Here is a 25913-nt window from a genome sequence, read left to right as displayed (position 1 = left end):
GAGAGGAGCCTCCACCCTGACCCAAGGTCAACCTCAACCGTGTTCCGGCTCACAGGCGCGGCCCGCCCGCGCGAGGCGGGAGGCGCGGGAGGCGGGGCGAAGCGCCCGGTGGGGTGGGCGGGGGAGCCCGGAGGCCGGGGCCGCCGTCGGCACGATCGGGAAGGCGGCGGCCCCGGCCCCGGTACGGGTTTCCGTACGGGCGGGGCATCGACCGCGGGGTTGCCCGTACGGCTGCGGTCGGCACCCATTCCACGACTTCAACAGGACTTGAAGTCAAGCCCCGCCCGAGGCGAGGCCCCGCCCGAGGGTGCCGCTCCGGGGCCGGGTAGCCTCGCTCCCGGCGGGGGCCCGCGGGGGACGGACACGTACACAACGGACAAGACGGACAGGGGCGGGCGGATGACGGAGCAGCACACGTACTGGCGGGCGTCGGACGGTTCGGCGGTCAGCGCCAGCCAGGCGCACATCGTGTGGACCAGGGCGGCCTACCCGGCCCTGGTGGAGGTGGCGCGCCGCTACCACGCGGTGATCAGCTACCCGGGCCTCGCCGAGGCGGTGCAGGAGGCCTCGGGGGTGCGCACCCGGATCAACCAGCGGCACTGGATAGGCAAGGTGCTGGCCCTGGTGATCCGTGAGGCGCACCGGCGCGGCGACCCACCGCTGACGGCCCTGGTGGTGCACGCCACCGACGGCAAGGTCGGGCCCGGCTACCAGGAGGTGCTGGCGGTGGCCGGACAGCCGCCGGTGGCCGCCGAGATGGACCGCGAGCAGCACGCGGCCGCCGCCCGCCTGGCCTGCTACCGGCACTTCGCCGCCGACCTGCCCGCCGACGGCGGCACGCCCGCCCTGGCCCCGCGCCTGCGGGCCTCGGTGGAGCGCAAGGCCGCCGTCGCCGCGCCGCCGCGCCCGCCGGCGATCTGTCCGAGCTGCTTCCTGGAGCTGCCCGCGACGCGGGTGTGCGACTCCTGCGGGGCGACCGTCGCGCCCTGAGCGCCACCGGTGAGCGGACGTCCCGGGCGGACGTCCCGAGCGGAGGCCCCGGGCGGACGCCACGTCACACGGCGGCGGGCAGCCGCCCGGGCATCTGCCAGCCCTCGGCGAGGCGGGAGGGGGCCAGGCGCCGCCCGTCGCCGAAGAACTCGCAGAACTTCATGATCAGCGGGTCCCAGCCGACCGGGTCGACGTAGTGGTCGCTGCCGGGCACCAGCAGGCTCTCCTCGACGTGGGCGCGCACCACCGTCACCTCGAAGGCGGTGCGCCCGCCGCCCGCCAGCGCCGTCGCCGACTCCACCCGGCACTCCAGCTGCACCGGGCACTCGGCGGCGCGCGGCGCCCGCACCAGCTCGCCGGGCACCTCGGTCAGCCCGGCGGCCTCGAACTTGCGCCGCTCGTGGCGGTAGCCCTGCCGCAGCCGGTACTCGGCGATCCGCGGCTTGGCGGTCAGCAGCGCGAGGGCGTCCACCGCGTCCACCTGCGCGGAGGACGCCAGGTTGAGCACGCACTCGCCCTCGCGCCGCAGGTTCTCGGCGGTCTGCGAGCTGTCGCCCAGGCCGAGCACGCACGACTGCCCCAGCCACCAGGCCGAGGACATCGGCATGAGGTTGGCGCTGCCGTCCTCGTTGCGCGAGCCGATCAGCACCACGGGGGTGCCGAAGTACAGGACCTTGAGATCGATGGCCTTGTGCACGGGAGACTGCCGTCCTCGGGAAATGGGGAATCGTTGCCGGTCACCGACTCTGCCGCCGCCCGCACGGGGGCGCTGGCGGTGATCGGACATCGAGTTCCGGAGGATGCGACTCCGGTTTCCCGAGGACGGCGTCCGCGCCCCGGCGACGGGCGGGACGCGGCGGCCCGCCGTCAGCCCACCGGCCCCCGGGCGGAGACCAGCCGGGCCCGGCCGTCGCGCAGCCGGTAGGACAGGCCCACCACGGCCACCTTCCCCTCGGCGATCCGCGCCGCCAGCGCCTGCGAGCGCTCCACCAGCAGGTCCACGGTCTGGCGGATGTGCTCGTCCACGATCCCGTCCCGGTCCTCGATGCCCGCCGCCCTGGCGGACAGCACGCTCGGGGTCACCCGCTCCACCACGTCCCGGACGAAACCGCCCGGCAGCTGCCCCTGCTCCAGGGAGTCCAGCGCCGCCGCCACCGCACCGCAGGAGTCGTGCCCCAGCACCACCACCAGCGGGCAGTCCAGCACGCTCACCCCGTACTCGATGCTGCCCAGCGCCTCCGCGCCGGTGACGTGCCCGGCGGTGCGCACCACGAAGAGGTCGCCCAGGCCCTGGTCGAAGATGATCTCGGCGGCCAGCCGGGAGTCCGAGCAGCCGAACAGCACCGCGAAGGGCCGCTGCGCCGGGGCGAGCGCCGCGCGGCGCCCGGCGTCCTGGTTGGGGTGCTCGGGGTTGCCCGCCACGAACCGGGCGTTGCCCTGCATCATCACCCGCAGCGCCTGGGCGGGGTCGGTCAGGAAGTCGTCCGTCGGACCGTCGAGCCGGGTGGGCTCGGGGCTGGGTATCGGTGTGGGGATCATGCCTGCACCCTAGATCGCCGCAGGTGGAGCCCGCAGCCGGGGGTCAAGGGCCGGACAGCCCCATGGACGGTCCCGAACGGCCCCGTACGGCCCCGTACGGCCGTGTACAGCCCCGTACGGCCCTGTTCGGCCCGTCCCGGGCGGCTACCGGGCTACCGGGCCGGCGGTTCCGGGGCGGGGCGCAGGGCGAGGACGGTGACGTCGTCGCGGCTGCTCCCGCCGCTCCAGCGCCGGGCCCGCCGGTCCAGGGCCTCGGGCAGGGCGTCGGCGGGGACGGCGGCGAGGTCGGCCAGGCCCCGTTCGACCGGGTAGAACGCGCCGGAGGCGTCCTGGGCCTCGGTGATGCCGTCGGTGAGCAGCACCAGCACCCCGTCCCCGGGCAGGGTGAAGCGCCGCTCGGGGCGCGGTTCGCCGGTGGCGGCCAGGGCGGCGAGGCCGAGCGGGAGCCCGGCGTCCAGGGGGACGGGCTCCACCCGGCCGTCGGGGCGCAGCAGGTAGGGGGAGAGGTGGCCGCAGTTGACGGCCCGCACCTCGGTGGCGCGGCCCTCGTCGTCGGTGCCCCCGTCGTTGCTGTCCGGGGCGCGGACGCAGAGCACGGTGGCCGTGACGAACCGTTCCTGCTCGCCGCTCTGCTCCGCGTAGGCGTTGTGCCGCTCCACCGCCGCCTCCAGGGCGTCGGCGACGGCGGTCAGCCGCGGCTCGCGGAAGGCCGCCTCCCGGAAGGCGCTCAGCACCGCGAAGCCCGTCCCGATCGCGAGCAGGCCCTTGCCCTGGACGTCGCCGACCAGCACCCGGGTGCCGTGCGGGGTCTCGGCGACGTCGTACAGGTCGCCGCCGACCATGGCGTCCTGCTCCAGCGGCCGGTACAGCCCGTCCAGGCGCACGTCCGGGGTGGTGACGGGCAGCGGGCGCAGCAGCTGGCGCTGGAGGGCGACGGCGACCTGCCGCATCCGCGACAGCTGCCGCTCGCGCCGCACCCGCCGCGCGCACAGGCCGATCACGGCGGCCTCGGCGGCGACCACGCCCAGCAGGGTGCCCAGGCGGGCCGGCAGGTCCCCGGGCGGGAACAGCACCGAGTGGGCCACCACCACGGCGGTCACCCACACCGAGGCCGCCACCGTCTGGGCCACGGTGCCCAGGCCCGCCAGCAGCGCGGGCAGGAACACCAGCAGCAGCACCAGGCGGGCACTGGTGCCGCTGACCGCCTGGACGAGCAGCACGGCGACGGTCGCGGCCAGCACGCCGAGCACCACCGCCCGGTTGCCGGGCGCGCGCGGGGCGGTGGGCTGCTCGTCCTCGCCGTCCACCCCTGTCGCCCTCTCCGCCGTCCGGCCCCCGCTCCAGGGTGGTCGGCGCGGCGGGGCGGGCGCGAGCGGGCTGCGCCGGGCGGGGGACGGGGTGGACGGACGGGCCGGGCGCCGTCTGTCGGTGGCAGTCGGTACGGTGGCCGGTGTGTCGTCCCCGTCCCCGTCCCCGTCTTCTACCTCGTCCCCGTCCGCGGGCCGCGTGCCGCTCGACGACCTCGTGCGGCTGCGCCGGGCCCGGGACCGGATGGACCGCGAGTACGCGCAGCCGCTGGACGTGCCGGCGCTGGCCCGCACCGCGCTGATGTCCTCCGGCCACTTCTCGCGCAGCTTCCGCGCCGCCTACGGCGAGACCCCGTACACCTACCTGATGACCCGCCGGATCGAACGGGCCAAGGCGCTGCTGCGGCGCGGGGACCTGAGCGTGACCGAGGTCTGCATGGCGGTGGGCTGCACCTCGCTGGGCTCCTTCAGCACCCGCTTCACCGAGCTGGTCGGGCAGAGCCCCAGCGCCTACCGGGCCCGCGACCACGAGCAGGGCGCGGCGATCCCGGCCTGCGTCGCCAAGATCGGCACCCGCCCGGTGCGGCGCGCGGAGGCCAAGGAGGCGAAGGAGGCCAAGGAGGCGAAGGGGAACGGGAGCGACGGCGGCCCCGGTGCTCCCGTAGCGTGACCGGCATGAGCATCGAACTCGCGCAGTGCTTCATCGCCGTCGACGACCACGACCGGGCGCTCGCCTTCTACCGCGACGTCCTCGGCTTCGAAGTGCGCAACGACGTCGGCTTCGAGGGCATGCGCTGGGTCACCGTCGGCTCGCCCGACCAGCCCGGCGTGGAGATCGTCCTGGAGCCCCCGCTGGCCGACCCGCACGCCTCCGAGGCCGACCGCCGGGCCGCCGCCGAACTCCTCGCCAAGGGCCTGCTGCGCGGCGTCATCTTCCGCACCGACGACTGCGACGCCACCTTCGAGCGCATCCGGGCGGCCGGCGCCGAGGTCCTCCAGGAGCCGATGGACCAGCCCTACGGGGTGCGCGACTGCGCCTTCCGCGACCCGTCGGGCAACATGCTGCGCTTCAACCAGCCGCGTACGGCGTAGCCGGGCGGGGGCGTGCGGCCTGAGGCTCGGGCGGTCCGGGCGGGCAGCGGGTAGTCGGGCAGGGCGATGTCGCCGGCCTTGGCGAACTGGGCGGCCAGCACGGGGCGCAGCGGCCAGCGGCCCATCCAGCGCATGGAGGCGGCACGCAGGCGGATCGCCAGGGCGCTGTCCGGGGCGTAGCCGCCCAGGCCGCCGGGCGGCAGCTCCTGGGCCCGGGTGGCGTAGGGGCGCATCAGCTCCTCGTAGCGGGCGAAGGCGGTGCGGAAGTCGCCTGCGGCGGCGGCGAGTTCACCGGCCAGCAGGTAGGCGCCGACCAGGGCGAGGCTGGTGCCGAGGCCGGTCAGAGGGCTCGGGCTGTACCCGGCGTCGCCGAGCAGGGCGACGCGGCCGCGGCTGTAGTGGTCGAGGTGGACCTGGCCGAAGGTGTCGAAGGCGAAGTCCCCGGCGGTGCGCATCCCGGCGAGCAGCCGGTCCACCTCCCAGCCGGCGCCGGCGAAGCGCTCGGCGAGCAGGCGCCGCTGGGCGGCGGTGTCGCGGCGGTCGTAGGCCGCGGGTGCGCGACGCAGGCCGAGGGAGGCCTTGACCTCGCCGGGCAGCCGGCCGGGGCGGGCGCCGGCGACCAGGCCGCCGGGGGCGTTGTACATCAGGAACCAGCCGTCGAGCTCGCGGGCGAGGGCGGGGTCGTGGACGGTGAACCAGGCGTGGCAGCCGCCGAGCGGCCGGTAGTGGGTGCCGTCGGTGCCGTCTGTGCCGTCGGGGCCGTCGCCGGGGCGGAAGGCGAGGCGGCGGACGGCGGAGTGCAGCCCGTCCGCGCCGACGACCAGGGCGAAGCGGCGGGCGGGGGCGTTCTCGAAGGTGACGGTGACGCCCCCGGCGTCCTGGTCGAGCGCGGTGACGGTGTCGTCCCAGAGGTACTCGACGCCGTCGGTGGCCTCGCGCAGCAGGTCGGCGAGGTCGCCGCGGAGGATCTCGATCTCGGAGACGATGCCCTCGCCGTCGAACAGCCCGACGGGTATCCGGGCGGTGGCCCGCCCGCGCCGGTCGACCAGGGCGATGCCGTGCTGCTCGACGCGCAGCGCGCGGGCCCGCTCCATCAGCCCCATCCGCTCGATCACGGTGCGCCCGGCGCCGCGCAGGTCGACGGCCTGCCCGCCGGGGCGCGGGCCGGCGGCGCGCTCGACGACGGTGGGGGTGAAGCCGTGGCGGCGCAGCCAGTAGGCGAGGGCGGGGCCGGCGATCCCGGCGCCGGAGACGAGGACGTCGGTGGCGGGGGCATCGGTGCCCGTCGGGTGGTCCAGGTGTTCCATGCCGCCGAATGTACGCCGTACGCGTCGGCGCCAACAAGCCTTGCAGTGGGGCTATTTGAGGCTGGTGCACTAGTGCGGTGGGGTGCTCCGGGGCAGGTCCGGCGGCGCGCGGGGGCGTTCGTGCGGGCAGACGGCCCGACGGGTGCACTAGTGCGGCACCATGGTGCGATGGAGAGCACTCGACAGACAGTCAGTTCCGGCTCGCCCCTCGAACCGCGGATCGGCTTCTCCCGCGCCGTGCGCAAGGGCAACCACGTCGCGGTCGCGGGCACCGCCCCGATCAGCGAGCAGGGCACGACGGTCGGCCAGGGCGACGTTTACGCCCAGACCGTCCGCTGCCTGGACATCGCCGAGGCCGCCCTGCGGGAGGCGGGCGCCACCCTCACGGACGTCGTACGGACCCGCGTCATGCTCACCGACATGAGCCAGTGGCGGGAGGCCGCGCGCGCCCACGGCGAGCGCTTCGCGCAGATCCGCCCGGTCACCACCTTCGTGGAGGTGTCGCGCTTCATCGACGAGCGCTGGCTGGTGGAGGTCGAGGTGGACGCGGTGATCGGCTAGCCGACGGGGCGGCCGGGGTCGAGGTCGTCGGGGTAGGGGCGGCCGGGGAGGAATGAAAGGCGGGACGGGTGCTGTTGTCGCTGGTCGAGATACCCCCACCCGTATTTTTTCGGGCCTCCGGACCTCCCGGACATCCGAGAACGGAGCACCACGTGAACCGCCCCGCCGAAGCCGTACGGCCCGCCGCCCCGCCCCCCGACGCCCCCGGCAGCGGCGGCGCCCCCGAGAACGGCCGACCCGGGCCGCTCGGCCGCCTCGGGGTGTGGTCGGCCCGGCACTTCAAGGCCGTCCTGGTCGGCTGGCTGATCGTCGTCATCGGCCTCGGCGCCTTCGCCCCCAAGGTCACCAGCGCGCTGTCCGGCGCCGGCTGGCAGGCCGACGGCTCCCAGTCCGTCCGGGTCCGCGAACTCGCCGAGCGGCACTTCGCCGGCAACGCCTCCTCCGCGATCCAGATCGTCGTCGCCGCCGACCGCCCCGTCACCGACCCGGCCGTCCAGAAGGTGATCACCGAGGCGCACGACCTCGCCGCCGCCGACCCGCGGGTGTCCACCGTCGTCACGCCCCAGCCCGGCGCCACCATCAGCCCCGACGGCCGCACCGCCGTCCTGCTCGCCGGCGCCGCCGCCTCGCCCGACGACATGGTCCGCGCCGCCGACGACCTCAAGGGACCGCTCGGCGCCCTGTCCACGGACGGCGTCAGCGTCCACGCCACCGGCGCCTCCGTCCTGTGGAGCGACTTCAACAAGGCCAACCACGACGCCATGATGAAGTCCGAGGTCATGTCCTGGCCGGTCACCCTCGCCATCCTGGTGCTCGCCTTCGGCTCCCTCGTCGCCGCCGGACTGCCCCTGCTGCTCACCATGGCCGGCCTCGCCGCCTCGGCCGGCTCCCTCGTCCTGATCAGCCACCTCTTCCCGGTGTCCGTCTGGGCGATGAACTTCGCCATGATGTTCGCCCTGGCCCTCGGTATCGACTACGCGCTCTTCCTCGTCATGCGCTTCCGCGCCGCCCGCCGGGCCGACGGCCGTTCCGCCGGTCGCGCCGACGAGGGAGCCGTGCGCGCCGTCGCCGAGACCATGGACACCGCCGGCAAGGCCGTCCTGCTCTCCGGCGCCACCGTCCTGGTCAGCCTCTCCGCCGTGATGCTCGTCCCCTCCCCGGCGTTCCGCTCGATGGCCGGCGGCATCATGCTCGCCGTCCTGTTCGTCCTCGCCGCCACCCTCACCCTGCTGCCCGCCGTCCTCGGCCGGCTCGGCCACCGCGTCGACGCCCTCTCCCTGCCCTGGACCAAGTCCACCCCACCCGCCTCCCCGCGCTTCGCCGCCTGGGGCGAACGCCTCTGGAAGCACCCGCTGCGCTACGGCGCCCTCGCCCTCGCCGCACTGATCGCCCTCGCCGCCCCCGTCATCGGACTGCGCACCGCGATGCCGTCCATCACCGTCCTGCCCGAGGACGCCAGCGCCCGCGCCGGCTACACCGCCGTCCAGCAGGCCTTCGGCCCCGGCGCCCCCGGCACCCTGCAGATCCTCACCCCCACCGACCGCGCCGCCGAGGTCGCCGCCCGGGTCGCCACCACCCCCGGCATCGCCGCCGCCATGCCCGCCCAGGCCGCCGCCGACGGCTCCGGCTGGTCGATGATCCAGGCCGTGCCCACCGTCGACCCCTCCAGCCCCGACCTCTCCGGCACCGTCCACACCCTGCGCGCCGAACTGCCCGCCGACACCATGGTCGGCGGCGCCGCCGTCGAGAACCTCGACCTGCAGCACCTGCTCACCGAGAAGACCCCGCTGGTCATCGGCGTCGTCATGGCCCTCGGCTTCCTGCTGCTCCTCGCCGCCCTGCGCGCCCCGCTGATCGCCGCCCTCGGCACCGCCGCCAGCCTGCTGTCCACCGGAGCCGCCTTCGGCGTCGCCCGCCTGGTCTTCCAGGACGGCCACGGGGCCGGCCTGCTGGGCTTCACCCCGCAGGGCTTCCTGGACGGCTGGGCACCGGTGTTCTTCTTCGCGATGATCTTCGCCATCGCGATGGACTACACCGTCTTCCTCCTCGCCTCCGCCAAGGAGCACTACGAACGCACCGGCGACCCCAAGGCCGCCATGACCGGAGCCCTGGCCCACTCCGGCCGGGTCGTCTTCGCCGCCGCCGGCGTCATGGTCGCGGTGTTCTTCACCTTCGCCCTGTCCGGCCCGCTCCCGCCCAAGGAGATGGGCATCGTCCTCGGCACCGCCGTCCTCCTCGACGCCGCCCTGGTCCGCCTCGTCCTGCTCCCCGTCCTGCTGCGCCTGACCGGGCACGCCGCCTGGCACACCCCCCGCTGGCTGGACCGGGTACTGCCGCGGATCACCTTCTCGCACGGCTGACGGCCCGCCCGTCCCCGCGCGGCCCCTGCCTCCGGCGACCCGCCGGGGGCAGGGGCCGACCGTTGCGGCCACCGGGTACCCGCTTCGCACCGCCGGTCCGGCGCCAGGCTCAGGGTGCGGGCGTGGGGCCGGCGGTCGGGGCGGGGGCGGTCAGGGTGTGGAGCAGGTCCTCGCCGAGGGTGAGGCCGGTGGCGGAGTGGTCGGGCAGCCCGTAGTCGCCGTACCAGTCGGCCGGGGCTTCGGGGTGCGGGCCGCTGACCGCGACCCGGCCCCGGCCGTACGGGGCGACGGCGGCGGCGGTGCGGCCGTTGGGGTAGCGGGCGAGGACGTCCGTGCCCGGGCCGTCGACGTCGAAGTACGGGCCGTCCTGGAAGTACATCCGCTGCGGGCGGCCGCGCCACAGGACGTCGACCAGGCCGTCCTGTTCGTCGGTGACGGTGGCGTCCGGGGAGCGGATGTACTCGCCGGAGTCGCCGGGCAGGAGGTCGAAGCCGGGGTCGCCGGCCAGGTAGCCGCCCATGCACAGCCCCAGGTAGCGGCCGCCGCCGCGCACGTAGGCGCGCACCAGGTCCGGGGTGAAGCCCGGTTCGCGGGCCAGCAGGTCCCACGCGGTGCCCACCTCCTGCCCGTTGGTGCCGCCCGGCTGCACGTACACCGCCGCGTCGGCCAGCGCCGCCGGGCCGAACCGCACCCGCTCCTTGGGCCCGATGAACCGCACCGCGAACCCGGCCCGCTCCAGCAGCCCCCGCGCCGCCTCCGGGCACCCCTCGCAGGCGGCCGGCCCCCGGTACACCAGCGCCGTCGGCCGCTCCTCGCCCCGTTGCGGCAGGGACCTCTCCGTCGGCTCGCCGCCGCACCCCGCCGTCACCAGCACCGCCGCCGCCACCAGTCCCAGCACCCGCCCGACCCGCACTCCCGCCACCCCTCCCGAAGGCCCCGCGCGGCCGCCCCTCGCCGTCCGCCGTGACGACGCTACGGCCCGCCGGGCGCGCACCGGGCGCGCGCCCCCCGATCGGGCGAACCCGCATGGCCGGGGTTGACGCGCGGGGTGCGGAGACACCGATGGCCCCCGCGCCGCCCCGAGGGCACAATGACCTGGTCCGACGGGCGGGAGGGGACCCATGGGGAAGACGGACGGCCTGCGGGGCGGGCGCGGACGGGCGGCCGGCGCGCTGCTGCTGCGCGGCCTGCTCGCCCTGCTGGGACTGGCGGTTGTGGCGATCGGCTTCGTCCGGTTCGACGCAGCGTACGACGCCCGCGGCGCCTACCTCGACGCACCCGCCTGCGGGGCCCGGGCCGCCGGGCCGCAGGAGGACTGCCTGCGCTCGGAGAGCGGCCGGGTGACGAGGAAGTGGGCGGACCCGGGCAACGACTCGACCTCGTACGGGATCGCGGTGGCGCGGGAGAACGGGCCGAGCGACACCTACCCGGTCAGGGAGTCGTTCTACGACGCCGTGGACGTCGGCTCCGTGGTCGAGCTGAGGCTCTGGCACGGCCGGGTCGCCGACATCGCCTACCAGGGCCGCCGCACCGAGCCGCCGAGCACCCCGTGGCTCGCCATGACCGGGGTCGCGCTGCTGGTCGGCGCGGGCACGACGTTGCTGGTCCGCGGCCTGACCGGGACGTTCCAGAGCGAGGGCGACTGGCGGGTCCCGCTGGGAACCGCGATCTCACTGTTCCTCGCCACCGGGTTCGGCGGCGCGCTGATGCTGTCCCAGCACTGGCCGTGGGGCCTGGCGATGGTCGTGGCGGCGGCGGCCTGGCTGGCCGCCGCCGCCCTCGCGGTGGTGCTGGCGCTGCTCTGAGCACACCCGCCGGACGGGTGCGGTGATCAGAGGGAGGCGCTGATCGAGGTGCCGGTGTGGTTGCCGGGCACGGCGGTGAGGTCGAGGTACTCCGGGGCGGTCCAGGTGCCGTCGCCGTGACGGGAGGTCAGCAGCACCCTGTTGTCGGCGGTGGCGACGGCGAACCGGGCGTCGGTGTCGACGGGCGCGGCGCTGACGCTGGTCCCGGCGGCGCCGGCGAGGGAGTCGAACGGCCGCCAACTTCCGTTCGCGTAGCGCACGGTGTGGTACTGCCCGCCGCTCGTGACGACGGCGACGTCGAGGTCCCTGTCCTGCGGGGTGACGGCGACGCCGGTCACCGGCGCGGTGGCCCCGGCGGCCCCGGCGACCGACGTCCAGGAGGACCAGGCCCCGGAGGCGAAGCGACGGGTGTGGGAGACCTTCCCCCCGGACACGGCGGCGATGTGCAGCTCCCCGCCGCGGACGCCGGCGGTGGCGATCGACGTGATGCCGGTGAGCGGCCCGGTCTCGTCGGTGACCACCCCGAAGACGCTCCACCGGCCGTTCGCGGGGCGGCTGCTGTGCAGGAGCCGCCCGTTCGCCACGACGACGATGTGCAGGGCGCCGTCCACGTTGGCGATGGAGACCTGGGTGATGCCGCCGAGGTCGGCGACGGTGGTGTTGAGGTCGACGAACTTCTGGCCCCAGCCGCCGTCCAGGTTGTGGACGGCGTAGTGCAGGTGCCCGTCACCGCCGAGCGCGAGGACGTGGGTGTCGCCGTCGATGCCGACCGAGGAGACGGCGCGCACACCGCCGATGTTCCCGGCCGCCGCCTGGACGTCCTCGTACGGCGTCCACGAACCGTCGTAGAGACGGGTCGTGAGGTACAGGTCGGCGTCGCCGCGCACCAGGGCCCGGGTCTTCCAGCCCCAGGACCTGGCCCGTACCTGCTGGACCCAGCCGGAGACGTCGTCGACCCGGGCGCCGTACGCGCCGGTGCGGGTCTCGCCGGCGGGGGCGCCCAGGCAGCCGCCCTGCCAGGAGCGGGAGGCGACGGCGACCAGCTCGGCCCTGCCGCCCGTCTCGCGGACCACCGGGGCGCCGGTGTCGCCCTTGCAGACCGCCGCGCCGCCCGTGCCGGTGACGCCGAGGCCCGTCGCGCCCACCGTGTCGAGCGAGAACGCGCCGGTGTGCAGCTTCAGCGGCGCCCACTCGTCCCTGGTGCGCCCGTACCCGGGCACCCGCAGCGGCTGCCCGGCGGCGGGGGCGGTGGAGGCGGCCGCGATCGGGGCGATGCCGTCGACGGGCGTCGCGAGGCGGGCCATGACCAGGTCACGGCCCTGGTACGGCACCAGCTCGGAGACCTCGGAGGTCTTGCCGCCGGAGGTGGTCAGGTCGGTGCGGCCGACGGTGGCGGTGGTCTTCCACTTCGGCGCACCGGCGGCCGGGGCCTGCGGCTGCGCCGGGTCGTCGGCGAAGCAGGAGGCCGCGGTGAGCACCCAGTTGCGGTCCACCAGGGCGCCGGTGCAGGTGCGCAGGCCGTCGCCGATCGCCAGGCGGGCGGTGTAGGCGTAGGAGCCGTCGGCGGCGGCGTCACCGACCACGGCGCCGGCCGGCGCGCAGGTGCCCAGCACGCCGGCGGCGGTGGCCGCGGCGAGTACGCCGGTGCGCCAGGAGCGGGACGGGGTCTTGCGGGGCATGGGGATTCCTCTTCGGGTCGGTTCCGGGCCCGGGGCGCTTCCGGGTTCCGGGCTCGGGTTCTGGGCGCAGGTTCCGGGTCGTTCCCGGGGGTCAGTACGAGAAGGCCCACTTCTGGGTGGGGAGGTCGTAGAAGGTCCACTGCTGGGCGCGGGCGCCGTCGGTCGTGAGCGAGTCGTCGATCTCCAGGGCCTTGCCGCTGTTGCGGTTCCTGAGGGCGTAGCCGCCGGCGGCCTTGACGAGGTCCCACTTCTGGGTGGGGAGGCCGTGGAAGGTCCACTGCTGGGCGGGGGCGCCCTCGGCCAGGAGGGAGTTCTCGATCTCCAGGGCCTTGCCGCTGTTGGCGTTGCGCACCTCCCAGGCGTCGTCGGCCCAGTGGAAGGTCCAGCGGGCGGTGGGCAGGCCGTGGCAGGTCCACTGCTGGGCGCGGGCGCCGTCGGTCAGGAGGGAGTCGTCGATCTCCAGGCACTTGCCGCTGTTGGTGTTGACGAGCGGGGTCGTCCAGTCGAGGGCGGCGGTCTGCTGGATCCAGCTCCCGAGGTCGTCGGTGCGGGTCTCGTACGCGCCGGTGTGCGTGGTCGGGGCGGCGCCGAGGCAACCGTTCTGCCAGGAGCGGCTGTTGACGGCGGCGAGTTCGTAGCGGTCGCCGACCTTGCGCAGGGCGGGGCCGCCGGTGTCGCCCTTGCAGACGGCGGCGTCCGCGGGGGCCTTGGCGGCGATGGCGAGGCCGGTCGGGTCGACGGCGCCGACGGTGAAGGCGGCGCTGTGGAGCTTGTCGGGCACCCACTCGGCCCTGGTGCGGCCGTAGCCCGTCACCCGCAGCTCCTCGCCCGGGGTGGGTGCGGTGGTGGCCACGGCGAGCGGGTCGACGTCGATGACCGGGTTGACCAGGCGCAGCATGACCAGGTCGCGGTCGGCGCGGGGGACCAGGTCGACGACGTCCCGGACCTGGCCCGCCGTGGTGCCGAGGTCGGTGCGGCCGACAGTGACGGTCGTCCTGAGCGCGGGCGGGCCGGCCGGGACGGTCGTCGGCCGGGCGGGGTCGTCGGCGAAGCAGGCGGCGGCGGTGACGACCCAGAACGGGTCGACGAGCGCGCCCGTGCAGGAGCGCTTGCCGTCGCCGATGTCCAGCTTGGCGGTGAAGGCGTAGGAACCGGCGGGCGCGGCGTCGCCGACCACGGCGCCGGCCGGGGTGCAGGTGCCCAGCACGCCGGCGGCGGTGGCCGCGGCCAGTACGCCGGTCCGCCAGGAGCGGGACGGGGTCTTGCGGGGCATGGGGATTCCTCTTCGGGTCAGCGGGCGACGGTCCGCCGGGCGGGGCCGCCGTACCGGGCGTTCGCCGGGGACGGCACGAGTCGGTGCGGTCAGCCCGTCGTGGGGATCTGGCCGACGACGGACCAGCCGGACCAGGCCCCGTCGCCGGCCTTGGTGGCATGGGCCATGACGCCGTCGGTGCCCTGGCCGAAGACCTCGGCGGTCCGGGTGTCCGGGTTGTAGACCGCGGCGGGGGAGCCGCCGAACTTCCAGCTGCCGGTCATGGTCCAGGCCGACCAGCCGCCGGCGCGGCTCCACGTCGCCCGGTACATGGAGGCGTCGGTGCCGGTGGCGAACAGGTCGAGGGTGTTGGCGGCCGGGTTGTGGAGGATGGCGGGGGTGCCGGCGAACTTCCAGTCGCTGGGGCCGATCACGTACCAGCCGGACCAGCCCTCGCCGTTGGTGTTGTAGAGGTGGGCCATGGTGCCGTCGGTGGTCAGGGCGAAGACCTCGGCGGTCCGGGTGTCCGGGTTGTAGACGGTGGTGGGGACGCCGCGGAACTTCCAGGTGCCGGTCATGATCCACGGTGTCCAGCCGCCGGCCCGGTTCCACGTCGCCCGGTAGATGGACCCGTCGGTGCCGGTGGCGAACACGTCGAGGGTGTTGGTGACCGGGTTGTGCAGGACGGCCGGTACGCCGACGAAGGCGCCTCCGGGGTTGAGGGTGAACCAGCCGTGCCAGCCCGCCCCTTCGGTGTTGTAGAGGTGGGCCATGACGCCGTCGGCGCGCAGGGCGAAGACCTCGGCGGTCCGGGTGTCCGGGTTGTAGACGGCGGTGGGGGAGCCGCGGAACTTCCAGTCGGCGGTCATGATCCACGGTCCCCAGCCGGTGGCGCGGCTCCACGTCGCCCGGTAGACGGACCCGTCGGTGCCGGTGGCGAACACGTCGAGCGTGTTGGTGACCGGGTTGTGGACGACGGCCGGGGAACCGGTGAACCGCGCGCCGTCGCCGAGGACGTACCAGCCGGACCAGCCCTCGCCGTTGGTGTTGTAGGCGTGGATCATGGCGCCGTCGCTGCGCAGGGCGAAGGTCTCGGCGGTCCTGGTGTCCGGGTTGTAGACGGTGCTGCGGCCCCCGGAACGGGCGGCGACCACGGCGGACCAGGCGGAGACGGCCTGCTGGATCCAGCCCCCGAGGTCGTCGACCCGGGTCTCGTACGCGCCGGTGTGCGTGGTCGGGGCGGCACCGAGGCAACCGTTCTGCCAGGAGCGGCTGTTGAGGGCGGCGAGTTCGTAGTGGTCGCCGACCTTGCGCAGGGCGGGGCCGCCGGTGTCGCCCTTGCAGACGGCGGCGTCCGCGGGGGCCTTGGCGGCGATGGCGAGACCGGTCGGGTCGCCGGCGCCGACGGTGAAGGCGGCGCTGTGGAGCTTGTCGGGCACCCACTCGGCCTTGGTGCGGCCGTAGCCCGTCACCAGCAGGTCCTCACCGGCGGCGGGGGCGGTGGTGGCCACGACGAGCGGGGTGATGTCGGTGACGGGGGTGGCGAGCCGGGCCAGGACGAGGTCGCGGTCGGTGCGGGGGACGAGCTCGGCGATCTCGCGGACCTGGCCGGTCGTGGTGGTGAGGTCGGTGCGGCCGATGGTGGCGGTGGCCTTGAGGGCCGGCGGGCCGGCGGGGACGGTCGTCGGCTGGGCGGGGTTGTCGGCGAAGCAGGCGGCGGCGGTGACGATCCAGTACGGGTCGACCAGGGCGCCGGTGCAGGCGCGCTGGCCGTTGCCGATGTCCAGCTTGGCGGTGAAGGCGTAGGAGCCGGCGGGCGCGGTGTCGCCGCTGACGGCGGGGGCTGGCGTGCCGGACAACAGGGTGCCGGCGAGGGCGGCGGCGGTGACCGTCCCGGCCGTCCATGCGGAGCGTGGGCGTGAGCGAACCATGAGGTGGCTTTCCTTCGTCTGCCGGGCGGTGGCGGTGGCGGTAGCGCCGGGGAAGCGCGGACCGGGGGTCACGCTGTGGCGGTGATCTCCAGCAGGGTGAACACGCGCTCCTGCGGGTCGGCGGTCTCCCCGACCGGCGTCCACTTGTTCTTCTGCACGTCGAAGGACTTGGCCTCGGTGCCCGTCTGCATGTCGACGCGTACGGCGTAGTCGTTGCCCTTGGCGCCGTAGACGGAGGGGAGTTCGAGGCTCAGGCGGCCGGTCGCGCCGGTGACCTGGAAGCAGAACCGGCCGTGGCCGACCGGGTCCGTGGTCGACATGCCCCGGGCGTTCACTTCGAGCAGGCCGGGGCGGCTGTCGCAGGTGGCGAGCAGGATGTGGCCGTCGCCGCTCTTCAGCTTGATGCCGCGCTCCTTGAAGATCCTGTCGGCCTCCGGGTACGCGAAGTCCTCGACGGCCGGCGGCGGGGTGTCGTCCGCGGTGACGGCCCCGGCGGTGGTGGTACCGGCCCCGGCGGCGCTCACGGTTCCGGCGGGCACAGGGGCGGCGCCGACCGTGGTCAGACCCGTCAGGGCGACGGCACCGGCGACGGCACCGACGGTCAGGCAGCGAATCAAAGGCTTCATGCTGGTGGGGCCTCCTCGTTCGGAATTCCACGGGCAAGGGAATGGTGTGATCGAAGTAAACGATGCGCCGACCCGGGCCTGCGCAGGGCGCTTCGCCATCGGGTCGGAGGCCTATTGGTATCACGGTCGCCGAGTTCCGTAAAAGGGTCGGGTTCGAGCCAATATTGCGGACCGAGCGGCCTGCGGCGATCCCCTTCGGAAACCGGTAGCCCGGCCTTGGGGCCCCCTCAAAGTGCCTCTGACCAGCTGTTTCTTCCACTCGACGTCCCAGCGTGCTCGATCCGTGGCATGGCTCGTGAATTCGGTATCGGACCCGTGGGTTCACGACCTGTGCGACAGTTTGACAGGTTGTTGTAGACGGTTCCGAAAATGCCTGGAATTCCAGTCGAAAAGCACTCAAGGAATTGAGGAGAAATGGTCGATAAATTATCCGGGATCACATTCCCGCCTAAGCGTCTCCGACGCGCCCGGCTGACCGCGGTGACGGCGCTGTCGCTGGCCATGGCGGTCTTCGGCACGACGGTGGCGGCGGCGGTCCCCGCCGATCCCGGGCCGGCGCCGCTGCCCGCGGGCGCGCGCACCCAGGTGGTCGAGGCGTGGGCGGCCGGCGGGTCGGCGGTCAAGGACGCGGCGGCCGCCGCGCTGGTCGGCGGCGATGCCCAGATCAGCGACTTCCTGGCCGCCGGCCTGCAGCGGGCGACCACCGAGGACGAGCGCCTCGCGGTCCTGAAGATGCTCGCCTTCGCCGACACCGGCGTGCGGGCCGCGGCGCAGCAGGCGCTGAACGGCACGGACGCGCAGCTGCACGACTTCGTGCTGACCGGCTTCCGGGCGCCGCTGCAGGAGGACCGGCGCGCGGCCGCCCTGGCCGCCATCGGCACGGGCGGCCGCGCCGTCCAGGATGCGGCGCAGAAGGCGCTCGACGACGGTTCCGCCAAGGCGTTGACGGACTTCCTCGGCGAGGGCCTCGCCCGGGCCCGGGAGGAGGACCAGCGGGTCCAGGTCACCAAGGTCCTGGCGACCGGCGGCCCCGAGGCGCAGAGGCTCGCGCAGCGGGCCCTGACCGGGACGGCCGAGGACATCACCGACTTCCTGGACAGCGGGCTGGAGCTGGCCCGCGCCCGTGACCAGGAGACTCTGACGATCAGCCAGCTGGTCGAGGCCGCGACGGAGGCCGGCAAGCGCGCCAAGGCCGAGACCGACGCGGCCAAGGCGGCGGGCGAGCGCGCGCAGGAGGCCTCCCGGCTGGCCAAGGAGGCCGCGCAGAAGGCCGCCGTGGAAGCCGAGGCGGCCAAGAACGACCTGGTGAAGGCCGGTCGGGCCGCGAACCGCGCGGCCGAGGCGGCGGAAGGCGCCGCCAACGCCGCGCGGACCGCGATCCAGGCCTCCAACACGGCGGTGGCCGCGGCCCGGACGGCGGCGAACGCGGCCCGCGGTGCGGCCAGTGCCGCGGCGGCCGCGAGTCAGGCCGCCACGCGTGCCTACCAGGCCGCCTCGGCGGCCCGCCAGGACGCCGGCCAGGCCCAGGCGGCCCGCAACGCGGCGCAGGCCGCCCGGGACGCGGCAGCCGGCGCCCGCAGTGCCGCGGACGCCGCCGCGAGCGCGGCCGTCTCGGGCGCGCAGGCCGGGCTCTCCGCGAGCTCCGCGGCCAGCGCTGCGCGCAACGCGGCGGACGCTGCGGACGCGGCGAGTTCGGCCGGGGTGTCCGCCGGCCAGGCCACGGCGCAGTCCCGGCGGGCTTCGGAGGCGGCCGCACTCGCCCGCAGCGCCTCCGCCTCCGCCGACGCGGCCGCCAAGCGGGCCAACTCGCTGGCCTCCCGCGCGGCTTCGGCCGCGAAGGACGCGCAGGCGGCCGCCAACGGGGCCGCCACCCACGCGGAGAACGCCGCGAAGGCGGCGGACGCGGCCGCCGACCAGGCGGGCAACGCCCAGGACTGGGCGAACAAGGCCACCGAGCACGCCAACGCGGCCGTGGCCGCCGCGAAGGTGGCGGGCGACGCCGTGGCGGTGGCGCAGAAGGTCGAGGTGCTCGCCCGGGAGAGCGAGCAGGAGGAGCTCGAGGCCGACGCCAAGGTCGGGGTCGAGGAGGCCACGACGCTCCGCAAGGACGAGCAGGAGGAGGAGCGGTCGCGGGAGACCGCCATGACCCAGGCGGCAGCGGTCGACGAGGCCACCCGGCAGCTCGTCGCCAAGGCCGCCGACCCGGCGGTCGACACCGCGACGGCGGCCGCCGCCGGCCGCCGGGCCGCCGTCAACCTGATGGCCAGCAGCGGCGCGTGGACCAGCCGGGCCGCCCAGGGCGCACTCTCCGGCACCGACCAGGACGTGATCGGCTGGGCCGTGTCGCAGTACCCGAAGGCCCTGCGGCAGGACGACCGGGAGAAGACCCTGGTGTTCTCCACCCTCGGCGGCCCCGGCCTGGCGGAGGCGGCGCAGCGGGCGCTGGCCGCCGACAGTCCGGCACAGATCGAGGCCTTCCTCACCCAGGGCATCCACGACGTCCAGGCCGAGGACAACCGGATCCGGACCCTCAAGCTGATGAACAACGCGGGCAAGGCGGTCACCGACGCCGGGAACGCCGCCCTGAACGACGGCTCCTCGAAGGCCCTGACCGAATTCCTGGCCACCACCTACTGGCAGGCCAAGGCCGAGGACGACCGGGTGTCCGTACTCGCCGTCATGGGCAAGGGCGGCCCCACCGTGGCGGCCCTCGGACAGGTCGCGATGGCCGGGCCGGACTCGATGCAGAGCGACTTCGTCGCGCGGAGCCAGTACCGGGCGGCCCAGAAGGACCAGGACACCGCCACCCACGTGGCGGCGGTCCGCGCGCTGATCGCGAGCGCCGCCCGGATCGCGGCGCAGGCGAATCAGGACGCGGCCGAGGCGTCCACGGTCGCGGCCCAGGCCCGCTCGGCCGCCGCGGAGGCTGGCCAGTGGGCCGACCGGGCCCGGGCGTCGGCCTCGCAGGCCAAGGGCTACGCGGACGAGGCACGCAACCGGGCCGCCGAGGCCGCGGCTTCCGCCACCGCCGCGGCGGCCTCCGCCCAGCAGGCCAATACCGCCTCCGTCACGGCGAAGCTGGCGAGCCGGCAGGCCAACTACTCCGCGAACCAGGCCGCCGTGTCGGCCCACAGCGCGGTGGCCTCGGCGGCCAACGCCGCCGCGTCGGCGGCCGAGGCCAGGGCCTCGGCGCTGGCGGCCGGCAAGAGCTCGGAGGAGGCAGGGCAGGCCGCCAACGAGGCCGGGAACATCGCGGCCCGCAAGCGCGAGCAGGAGCAGGCGGCGGAAGCGGCCAGGGCGGCGGAGCAGGCCCGGCAGAACGCCGCGAACAACGTCAATCCCGCCGACAACCCGGCCTACGACACGATCGGGCCGATCTCGGCGGGCATCGACTCCGGCGACGACTCCAGGGCCACGGCCCGTGAGTATGCCAAGCTGGCCAACAGTGTCAGCAATTACCTGAGCATTGCGGCCGGAGTGGCCAAGTACATCCCGGGCCCTTACGGGCGGGTCGCCTGGGCGGGCCTCACCGTGGCGTCGGTGGCCGCCAGCGGGGTGAGCGTCGTGCTGACCGGCTACGGGTACGGGTGGACCAGCCAGGAGTTCCGGGCTTCCCTCTTCAAGTTCGGGGAGAAGAGCCTCCTGCCCTTCATGCCGATCGACAAGATCGCGAAGTTCTCGGTAGGCGGGAAGGATCTGGTGAACAGGGGAACACAGGCCGTCGTCCGCTCGGGGTCCAAACTCATGCGCGGCATCAAGCGCTTGTGGTGACGCGGGCCGTGCGGCGGTGGCTCCGGCCACCGCCGCACGTCGCCGCGCACCCGGGCGGCGGTCGATGCCCGGCCGCCGTCCGCCCTCGCCCTACCGGCCGCGCCGCAGCGCCCCTGGCACCGCCGACAGGTCCTGCTCGGCGATCTCCGGGTGCGCCAGCAGCACTTCGCGGGCCGCCGCCAGCACCGGGCCGCCGCCCGCCAGGGCGAGGTCCTTGGCAGCCAGGCGGACCGGGAAGTCCGACCCCGTGCCGAACGCCCGGGCCGCCACCCCCGCGAGCGGCCCGGCCGACAGCACCTCCCGCGCCTGCTCCTGCGGAACGCCCAACTCATCGGCCACCGCCAGGACTTCGCCCAGGACGGTGACGGAGGCGACGATCGCGCCGATCACCACCACCTTCAGTGCCGCGCCCGCGCCCGGGCCGCCGCAGCGCCGTACCCGGCCCAGGTGCTCCAGGACCGGCTGCGCGCGGTCCAGGTCGGCGTCCTCGCCGCCCGCGAAGACCGTCAGGTCGCCGGTGGCCGCAGGGCCCGTGCTGCCCATCACCGGGGCGTCCACCAGGGCGACGCCGTCCGGCAGTTCGGCGCGCAGGGCGGAGGTGGCGCGCGGGCCGATCGAGGACATGTCGATCCACAGGGTGCCCGGGGCGAGGTCGGCCGTGAACCGTCCGGCCAGCTCGGTGACGGCCTCCGGGTCGGACAGCATGGTGACGACGACGTCCGCGCCGCGCACGGCCTCCGCCGGGGTGGTGGCCTCGGTGGCCCCGGCCCCGGTGAGGTCACCGGCGCGGCCGGGGGAGCGGTTCCAGACGGTCAACGGGTAGCCGGCGCCGGCGAGTCGGCGGGCCATCGGCAGGCCCATCCGGCCCAGTCCCAGAAAAGCGATCTTCTCCATGGCCGCCACGCTAGGCAGCCGCAAGCCAGGCGACAAGCGAATGTCCCGCATGGTAGTCATGCGGAATGGACATGGCTTGGCTGGACGTCTTCCGCACCGTCGCCCACCTGGGCTCCTTCACCGCCGCCGGCGAGCGGCTGGGCTTCACCCAGTCCGCGATCTCCCGCCAGATCGCCACCCTGGAAGCCGAGTTGGGCACACCGCTGTTCGACCGGCTGGCACGCGGGGTGCGGCTCACCGAGCACGGCCGGGCGCTGCTGCCGCACGCCGAGGCGATGCTGGAACGGCTCGACACCACCCGGCGCGACCTCGTCGCCCTCACCGAACTCACCGCCGGACGCCTGCGGGTCGGCGCCTTCGACAGCGCCAACGCCGCCCTCGTCCCCGGCGCCCTCGCCGCCTTCCGCGCCGCGCACCCGGACGTGGCGATCAGCCTCACCGAGGGACTGGCGGCGCACCTGCTGGACCTGCTCGCCGAGGGCGCGATCGACCTCGCCCTGGTCGCCTCGTACACCGAACCCGCCGACACCGGCGAGCAGTTCGACTTCCGTCCGCTCATGGACGACCCGGTGCTCGTCGCCCTCCCGCGCGGCCACCGCCTCGCCAGGCGCCGCCGCCTGCGCCTGGCCGAACTCGCCGACGAACCCTGGATCGCCGCCCGCCGCCACGCCGAATCCACCCTCCTCGCCGCCTGCGTCCGCAGCGGCTTCCAGCCCCGCATCGAGTACACCGTCGCCGCCTGGACCGCCAAACTCGGCCTGGTGGCCGCCGGGTTGGGCATCACCCTGATCCCCTCCCTCGCCGCCCGCGTCACCCGCCCCGGCATCGCCCTCATCCCCCTGCACCCCGACGACACCCCGGTCCGGCAGGTCTACACGGTCACGCGGCGCGGCCGGCGGGTGCCCCCGGCGGCCGAGGCCTTCGCGGCCCTCCTGCGCGAGGGCGCCGGTTAGCGGCACAGGGCGGGGAGAGCCGGCCCGGCAACGGCCTGGGCGCGAACAGCGACGTTGCTGCCGGAGCACGGCGGTGCCGGCCGACCGCCACCGGGCCGGCGTGCTGATCGCGTCACCGGTGCTGCGGCCGCGGGACTCCACGACCTGATCCGACGCCCAAGAGGGGCCGGGCCCGCTACTTGACCAGGTGGAAGTCCGGATGCCGAAGCCAGGCGGCCAGGAACTCCACGTCACCGACATGCCGGAACCAGCGGCCGGCGCCGCCCGTGTCGTAGGAGACCTCTGTCACCTTCCCCGGTAGGGATGCCACCAGTGCCCTCGCCCCGGCGAGGTCCGCGTCGCCGCGCGTCCCATCACGCGGAGTGGGACAGCCGAGGACGCCGTCGAAGTCGACCAGCGCGCCGAAACGGCGGGCCATGGCGAGGGCGAGGTGGCCGAGCAGCAGATGGTTCTCCGGCCCGGAGCAGTCGGCGCACAGGACCAGCCCCTGCACCGGGGGCGTCAGGAAGGCCGAGTAGTCCTCGTCGTCCGCCGGCAGGTACTCGTCCTCCGACAGGACGAAGCCGCCGACGCCGACCGGATCAAAGTCCCGCAGCCCCAAGGGCGAAGCCTCCCGTACCCGGAAGGCCAGATCGCCACCGGCCTCGGTCCTGACCGGCTCGCAGAAGGTCTCCAACCACGGGACCACTCCGGCCAGGACGTCCCCGAAGGAGCAAGGTTCGAAGAGCCACAGCCCGACTGCCGGTCCCGACACGATGCCTCCAGACGCGCGTGGTCCGGTGCCACGGGCAGCCCCGGTTCTACCAACTCCTGGAGGCACATGCGTGATCGTTGACGCGACACGTCCTAACGGCGCGCGGCGAGGACGGCGGTCAGGATGCTGACCGCCGGGCCGCCGAGGAGCAGCACGGCCGGGTGGCGGGGCCGGGACTGCAGGGTCAGGCGGAAGCCGCCCACGCGGAACTCCAGGAACGGGCGAGGGGGACGGGAACGCTGCTGTCGGCGCATGGGGATCTCCGTGGATGGGACGACTTCTCGGTACAGCGCCCATCACAATGGTCTGCACGGTGGTTGCGTCAGGTCGCAACCGGAACTTGCGGTGGGAGAGCGCAACTTGCCGAGGGTGCAACACGGAGACCGGCACGGGGTGCCCGTGCGGAGGGGGCTGGCCCCGCTGGACGAGCGGCTGTCGGAGCCGGAGCGGCTCTGTGCGGAGCGCCTGCGCGAGTTGCGAGAGCGGATCGGCCTTACCTCGGAGGAGTTGGCCGACCGGCTGAGCGGGGACGGGATCAGCATCGACAGCACTCGGCTGTCGAAGTTCCTCAACGGCCGGGAGGTGCCCCGCCGGGAGATCGCGGCCCGGCTCCACCTTCTGGTGGCCGAGCGCGAAGGTGTACCGGTCGACGCCGACGAGCTTGCGCGGACCCGGTCGGCCATGTACGCGGCGGCGCGCGTCCGCAGTCCGCTCCAGGCCCGGGAGTTCGAGCTTGCCACGGCCCACGAGGACCTCTGTCGCCACCGTGCCCGGACGGTCCAGGAGCTGGCCGACCTCCGGAACGAGCTCGAAGACGAGCGCAAGCGGCGGAAGGACGCAGAGGCCGCGTTGGAGAACCTCGGCATCCGCAGCCGGGAGGAGGCCCGCATGCTGACCGGGGAACGGGACGCGGCGCTGGACCGCATCGCCCAGCTGGAGAACCAGATCCGGCAGGCGGGGGCCGTGCTCAGGCTCCGTGAGAGGGATGTTGCGGCCCTCGACCAGCTCATGTCCGCAACAGACACCGAACTGGTGCTGTGGGAGATGGGCGGCCCGGGTGGTCTGACGGGGATCCGTGCGGCGGTCGTCTGCCTGCGGGACGCCGACGAGGACGCGGCCGCGGACCGCCTCATCGAGCGTATCGCGTGCGGCTACTCCGTGCGGGACGTCATGCGTCTCGTCGCCGAGTTCGAGGCCATGCGCCGCGTCTACGACAGCACCGGTGTCGAACGAGCACTTGCCCGGTTGCGAAAGCCCGTCGACCTCTTCCACTGGCTCTCCGGCGAGGGCCGCGAGAGCAAGGCGCGGTCGGATGTACTGACGGCGGTGGCTTCGTTCGCGCCGGTCGAGCACCTGGTGCGGATTCACAAGGCCTGTGTGGAACATGGAAGTTCCGAGCTGGACCAGGCGCTGCGGAAGGCCATGGTCGCGGAGCGGCGAGCGGTCCCGGAGGACATCGACGACGTGTGGGCCGAGGACCTCCGGAAAGGACTGGCCGCCCTGAAGGAGTGGAGGGCGACCAGTCCGTAGCCGCCCTTCCTCAGCAGACGGTGTCCGCCGCCGGCAGCGCCCCCGTCGACAGGTAGGTGTCCACCGCCGCGTTCGCGCACGGGCTGTAGCCGTTGAGGGTGAGGGTGTGGACGCGGCCGGGGACGGTGACCAGGCGGGAGCCGGGCAGGCGGGTGTGGAGGGCGAGGGCGCCCTGGTAGGGGGCGTGGGTGTCGCCGGTGGCGTGGAGTTGGAGGGCCGGGACGGTGTTGCGGACCTCGACCGGCGGTTCCAGCGGGGCGCCGCGCCAGGAGGCGCACGGGACGGGGCCGTTGTAGACCGGGCCGAAGACCGGCTCGGCGGCGCGGGAGCGTTCGACGGCGTCGCGGTACCACGCGGCCGTGCGCGGCATCGCCACGTCGTCGCACACGATGGCGACCGTGGACGACAGGCCGGCGCCGGCCTCCGGGCCCGGGGCGAGGAGCATGGTCAGCAGCTGGTGCAGGGCCGGGCCCGCCTGTACCGGCCGGCCGTCGGCGGCGTCCAGCAACTGGCGCAGCGCGTCCGCGTATTCGGCGCTGTCGCGGTCGTCGCTCTGGAAGACCGCGAGCAGGACCGGCAGCAGGGCGCCGTCGAGCCGGTAGCCGTCGACGGCGATCGGCGTCGCCTCGGCCCGGCGGACCAGGCCCTCGACGGTGGACCGCACCGCCGCCGGGGTGGCGCCCAGGTGGTGGGCGGCGTCGCGCGGCGCGGCCCAGGCGGCGAAGTCGTCGAGGGCGCGCTCGTTGGCGCCGCCCATGTCCTGGAACACCCCGATGCCGTACCGCGCCGGGTCGAGGGCGCTGTCCAGCACCAGCCGGTCGACGCGCCGGGGGAACAGCTGCGCGTACACCGCGCCCAGCATCGCGCCGTAGGACTGCCCGAAGAAGGAGGTCCGCTGCTCGCCCAGCGCGGCGCGCAGCACGTCGACGTCCCGGGCGGTGTTGCGGGTGGTCAGGTGGGGCAGCAGGTCCGGGTACTTGCTCCAGCAGGCGTCCGCGTCGGCCTTGGCCAGGCGCCAGGCCTGCTCGAAGCCGGCCTGGCCGGTGCCGGTCGAGCGCAGCCAGGTGCCGCGCGTGAGGCCGCAGTTGGGGCCGCCGGCGCCGACCCCGCGGGGGTCCATGCCGACGAGGTCGTAGGCCGCCGCCGTCCCGGGCGCCAGCTGCTCCCGCAGCGCGGCCGGCATGTCCAGCCCGCGCTCGCCGGGCCCGCCGGGGTTGGTCTGGAGTATCCCGCGGCGCTTGGCGGGGTCGGCGGAGCGGATCCGGGAGACGGCCAGGGAGAGGGTGCGGCCCCGCGGCTCGCGGTAGTCCAGCGGGACGGTCAGGGCCGCGCACTCGGCGCCGGCGGCGGCCAACTGCGGTTCCTGGCAGGCGGACCAGGCGAGCGGCTGGCGGTGGAAGCGCTCCAGCGGGTCGGCGGCGGGGGAGGCCGAGGACGCGGGGGAGGCGGGGGCGGCCGCGCCGAGTACGGCGGCCGCGGACAGGGCGAGGGCGGCGGCGAGCGCCGGTGCGGTCTTCATGTGGGCCACCCTAGAAGGGAGTTGACCAGCGCAGGCCCCCGGG

22 protein-coding genes are annotated in these 25913 nt (G+C 74.9%); 9 read left to right on the top strand and 13 right to left on the bottom strand.

The window, feature by feature from the left end:
• Nucleotides 1–399: 399 nt before the first annotated feature.
• Nucleotides 400–990: a hypothetical protein gene (locus tag AMK13_RS03805; protein WP_074001093.1), complete on the top strand. Its 591-nt coding sequence runs from the start codon at nt 400–402 to the stop codon at nt 988–990.
• Nucleotides 991–1054: 64 nt separating this feature from the next.
• Here AMK13_RS03805 and AMK13_RS03800 read toward each other — a convergent pair whose 3' ends face one another.
• From AMK13_RS03800 to AMK13_RS03790, 3 genes are all read right to left on the bottom strand, one after another.
• Nucleotides 1055–1687 (bottom strand): flavin reductase family protein, encoded by a 633-nt coding sequence (locus AMK13_RS03800; protein ID WP_049654167.1) that lies wholly within the window; start codon nt 1685–1687, stop codon nt 1055–1057.
• Between the two features lie 170 nt (nt 1688–1857).
• On the bottom strand, nt 1858–2436 hold the full coding sequence (locus AMK13_RS03795; RefSeq protein ID WP_049654174.1) for a carbonic anhydrase: 579 nt from the start codon (nt 2434–2436) through the stop codon (nt 1858–1860).
• A 245-nt stretch (nt 2437–2681) separates the two neighbouring features.
• Nucleotides 2682–3836: a PP2C family protein-serine/threonine phosphatase gene (locus AMK13_RS03790; RefSeq protein WP_074001092.1), complete on the bottom strand. Its 1155-nt coding sequence runs from the start codon at nt 3834–3836 to the stop codon at nt 2682–2684.
• Between the two features lie 244 nt (nt 3837–4080).
• On the opposite strand from AMK13_RS03790, the gene AMK13_RS03785 reads away from it, so the two are divergent.
• The gene (locus tag AMK13_RS03785; RefSeq protein WP_380786318.1) at nt 4081–4506 is read left to right on the top strand and encodes a helix-turn-helix transcriptional regulator; all 426 of its coding nucleotides are present in this window, start codon (nt 4081–4083) and stop codon (nt 4504–4506) included.
• Nucleotides 4507–4511: 5 nt separating this feature from the next.
• Nucleotides 4512–4928: a VOC family protein gene (locus tag AMK13_RS03780; protein ID WP_049654179.1), complete on the top strand. Its 417-nt coding sequence runs from the start codon at nt 4512–4514 to the stop codon at nt 4926–4928.
• On the opposite strand, the gene AMK13_RS03775 is transcribed toward AMK13_RS03780, so the two are convergent.
• The gene (locus tag AMK13_RS03775) at nt 4853–6235 is read right to left on the bottom strand and encodes an FAD-dependent monooxygenase (protein WP_074001090.1); all 1383 of its coding nucleotides are present in this window, start codon (nt 6233–6235) and stop codon (nt 4853–4855) included. The two genes, AMK13_RS03780 and AMK13_RS03775, sit on opposite strands and share 76 nt — an antisense overlap.
• Before the next feature lie 168 nt (nt 6236–6403).
• Between AMK13_RS03775 and AMK13_RS03770 the strand changes: the two genes are divergently transcribed.
• Both AMK13_RS03770 and AMK13_RS03765 read left to right on the top strand, forming a co-directional pair.
• A complete protein-coding gene (locus tag AMK13_RS03770) occupies nt 6404–6796 on the top strand; it encodes a RidA family protein (protein ID WP_074001088.1) in 393 nt (130 codons plus the stop codon).
• A 152-nt stretch (nt 6797–6948) separates the two neighbouring features.
• Nucleotides 6949–9156 carry an MMPL family transporter gene (locus AMK13_RS03765; protein ID WP_074001086.1) on the top strand — a complete coding sequence of 736 codons (2208 nt, stop codon included), beginning with the start codon at nt 6949–6951 and terminating at the stop codon, nt 9154–9156.
• A 109-nt stretch (nt 9157–9265) separates the two neighbouring features.
• Here AMK13_RS03765 and AMK13_RS03760 read toward each other — a convergent pair whose 3' ends face one another.
• The gene (locus tag AMK13_RS03760) at nt 9266–10078 is read right to left on the bottom strand and encodes a hypothetical protein (RefSeq protein ID WP_206745844.1); all 813 of its coding nucleotides are present in this window, start codon (nt 10076–10078) and stop codon (nt 9266–9268) included.
• 199 nt (nt 10079–10277) lie between these two features.
• On the opposite strand from AMK13_RS03760, the gene AMK13_RS03755 reads away from it, so the two are divergent.
• Nucleotides 10278–10961, top strand: coding sequence for a hypothetical protein (locus tag AMK13_RS03755; protein WP_074001085.1), 684 nt, complete (start codon nt 10278–10280; stop codon nt 10959–10961).
• 26 nt (nt 10962–10987) lie between these two features.
• Here AMK13_RS03755 and AMK13_RS03750 read toward each other — a convergent pair whose 3' ends face one another.
• The 4 genes from AMK13_RS03750 to AMK13_RS03735 form a co-directional block, all read right to left on the bottom strand.
• Complete coding sequence (locus tag AMK13_RS03750) at nt 10988–12640, bottom strand: trypsin-like serine protease (RefSeq protein ID WP_074001083.1); 1653 nt, start codon at nt 12638–12640, stop codon at nt 10988–10990.
• Nucleotides 12641–12731: 91 nt separating this feature from the next.
• A complete protein-coding gene (locus AMK13_RS43335; protein ID WP_074001082.1) occupies nt 12732–13913 on the bottom strand; it encodes an RICIN domain-containing protein in 1182 nt (393 codons plus the stop codon).
• Nucleotides 13914–14002: 89 nt separating this feature from the next.
• The gene (locus AMK13_RS44500) at nt 14003–15823 is read right to left on the bottom strand and encodes a trypsin-like serine protease (RefSeq protein ID WP_074001081.1); all 1821 of its coding nucleotides are present in this window, start codon (nt 15821–15823) and stop codon (nt 14003–14005) included.
• 68 nt (nt 15824–15891) lie between these two features.
• Nucleotides 15892–16449 carry a hypothetical protein gene (locus AMK13_RS03735; protein WP_234348716.1) on the bottom strand — a complete coding sequence of 186 codons (558 nt, stop codon included), beginning with the start codon at nt 16447–16449 and terminating at the stop codon, nt 15892–15894.
• A gap of 480 nt (nt 16450–16929) precedes the next feature.
• On the opposite strand from AMK13_RS03735, the gene AMK13_RS03730 reads away from it, so the two are divergent.
• Nucleotides 16930–20220, top strand: coding sequence for an ALF repeat-containing protein (locus tag AMK13_RS03730; RefSeq protein WP_074001079.1), 3291 nt, complete (start codon nt 16930–16932; stop codon nt 20218–20220).
• A gap of 90 nt (nt 20221–20310) precedes the next feature.
• On the opposite strand, the gene AMK13_RS45715 is transcribed toward AMK13_RS03730, so the two are convergent.
• Nucleotides 20311–21114: an NAD(P)-dependent oxidoreductase gene (locus AMK13_RS45715; protein ID WP_074001078.1), complete on the bottom strand. Its 804-nt coding sequence runs from the start codon at nt 21112–21114 to the stop codon at nt 20311–20313.
• 71 nt (nt 21115–21185) lie between these two features.
• Between AMK13_RS45715 and AMK13_RS03720 the strand changes: the two genes are divergently transcribed.
• Complete coding sequence (locus AMK13_RS03720) at nt 21186–22067, top strand: LysR family transcriptional regulator (RefSeq protein ID WP_241852733.1); 882 nt, start codon at nt 21186–21188, stop codon at nt 22065–22067.
• Nucleotides 22068–22242: 175 nt separating this feature from the next.
• On the opposite strand, the gene AMK13_RS03715 is transcribed toward AMK13_RS03720, so the two are convergent.
• Both AMK13_RS03715 and AMK13_RS43330 read right to left on the bottom strand, forming a co-directional pair.
• Nucleotides 22243–22821, bottom strand: a complete 579-nt coding sequence (locus AMK13_RS03715; RefSeq protein WP_074001074.1) for a DUF6368 family protein — start codon at nt 22819–22821, stop codon at nt 22243–22245.
• A gap of 92 nt (nt 22822–22913) precedes the next feature.
• Complete coding sequence (locus tag AMK13_RS43330) at nt 22914–23075, bottom strand: hypothetical protein (protein ID WP_158077666.1); 162 nt, start codon at nt 23073–23075, stop codon at nt 22914–22916.
• A 91-nt stretch (nt 23076–23166) separates the two neighbouring features.
• Here AMK13_RS43330 and AMK13_RS03710 point away from each other — a divergent pair, with 91 nt between their 5' ends.
• Nucleotides 23167–24351, top strand: coding sequence for a helix-turn-helix domain-containing protein (locus tag AMK13_RS03710; RefSeq protein WP_158077665.1), 1185 nt, complete (start codon nt 23167–23169; stop codon nt 24349–24351).
• A gap of 10 nt (nt 24352–24361) precedes the next feature.
• On the opposite strand, the gene AMK13_RS03705 is transcribed toward AMK13_RS03710, so the two are convergent.
• Nucleotides 24362–25870 carry an alpha/beta hydrolase gene (locus tag AMK13_RS03705; protein WP_074001067.1) on the bottom strand — a complete coding sequence of 503 codons (1509 nt, stop codon included), beginning with the start codon at nt 25868–25870 and terminating at the stop codon, nt 24362–24364.
• Nucleotides 25871–25913 lie beyond the last annotated feature (43 nt).

It is taken from the genome of Streptomyces sp. CB02056 (assembly GCF_001905545.1).
Lineage (GTDB): Bacteria > Actinomycetota > Actinomycetes > Streptomycetales > Streptomycetaceae > Kitasatospora.
This window is presented reverse-complemented; position numbering and strand designations above follow the sequence as displayed.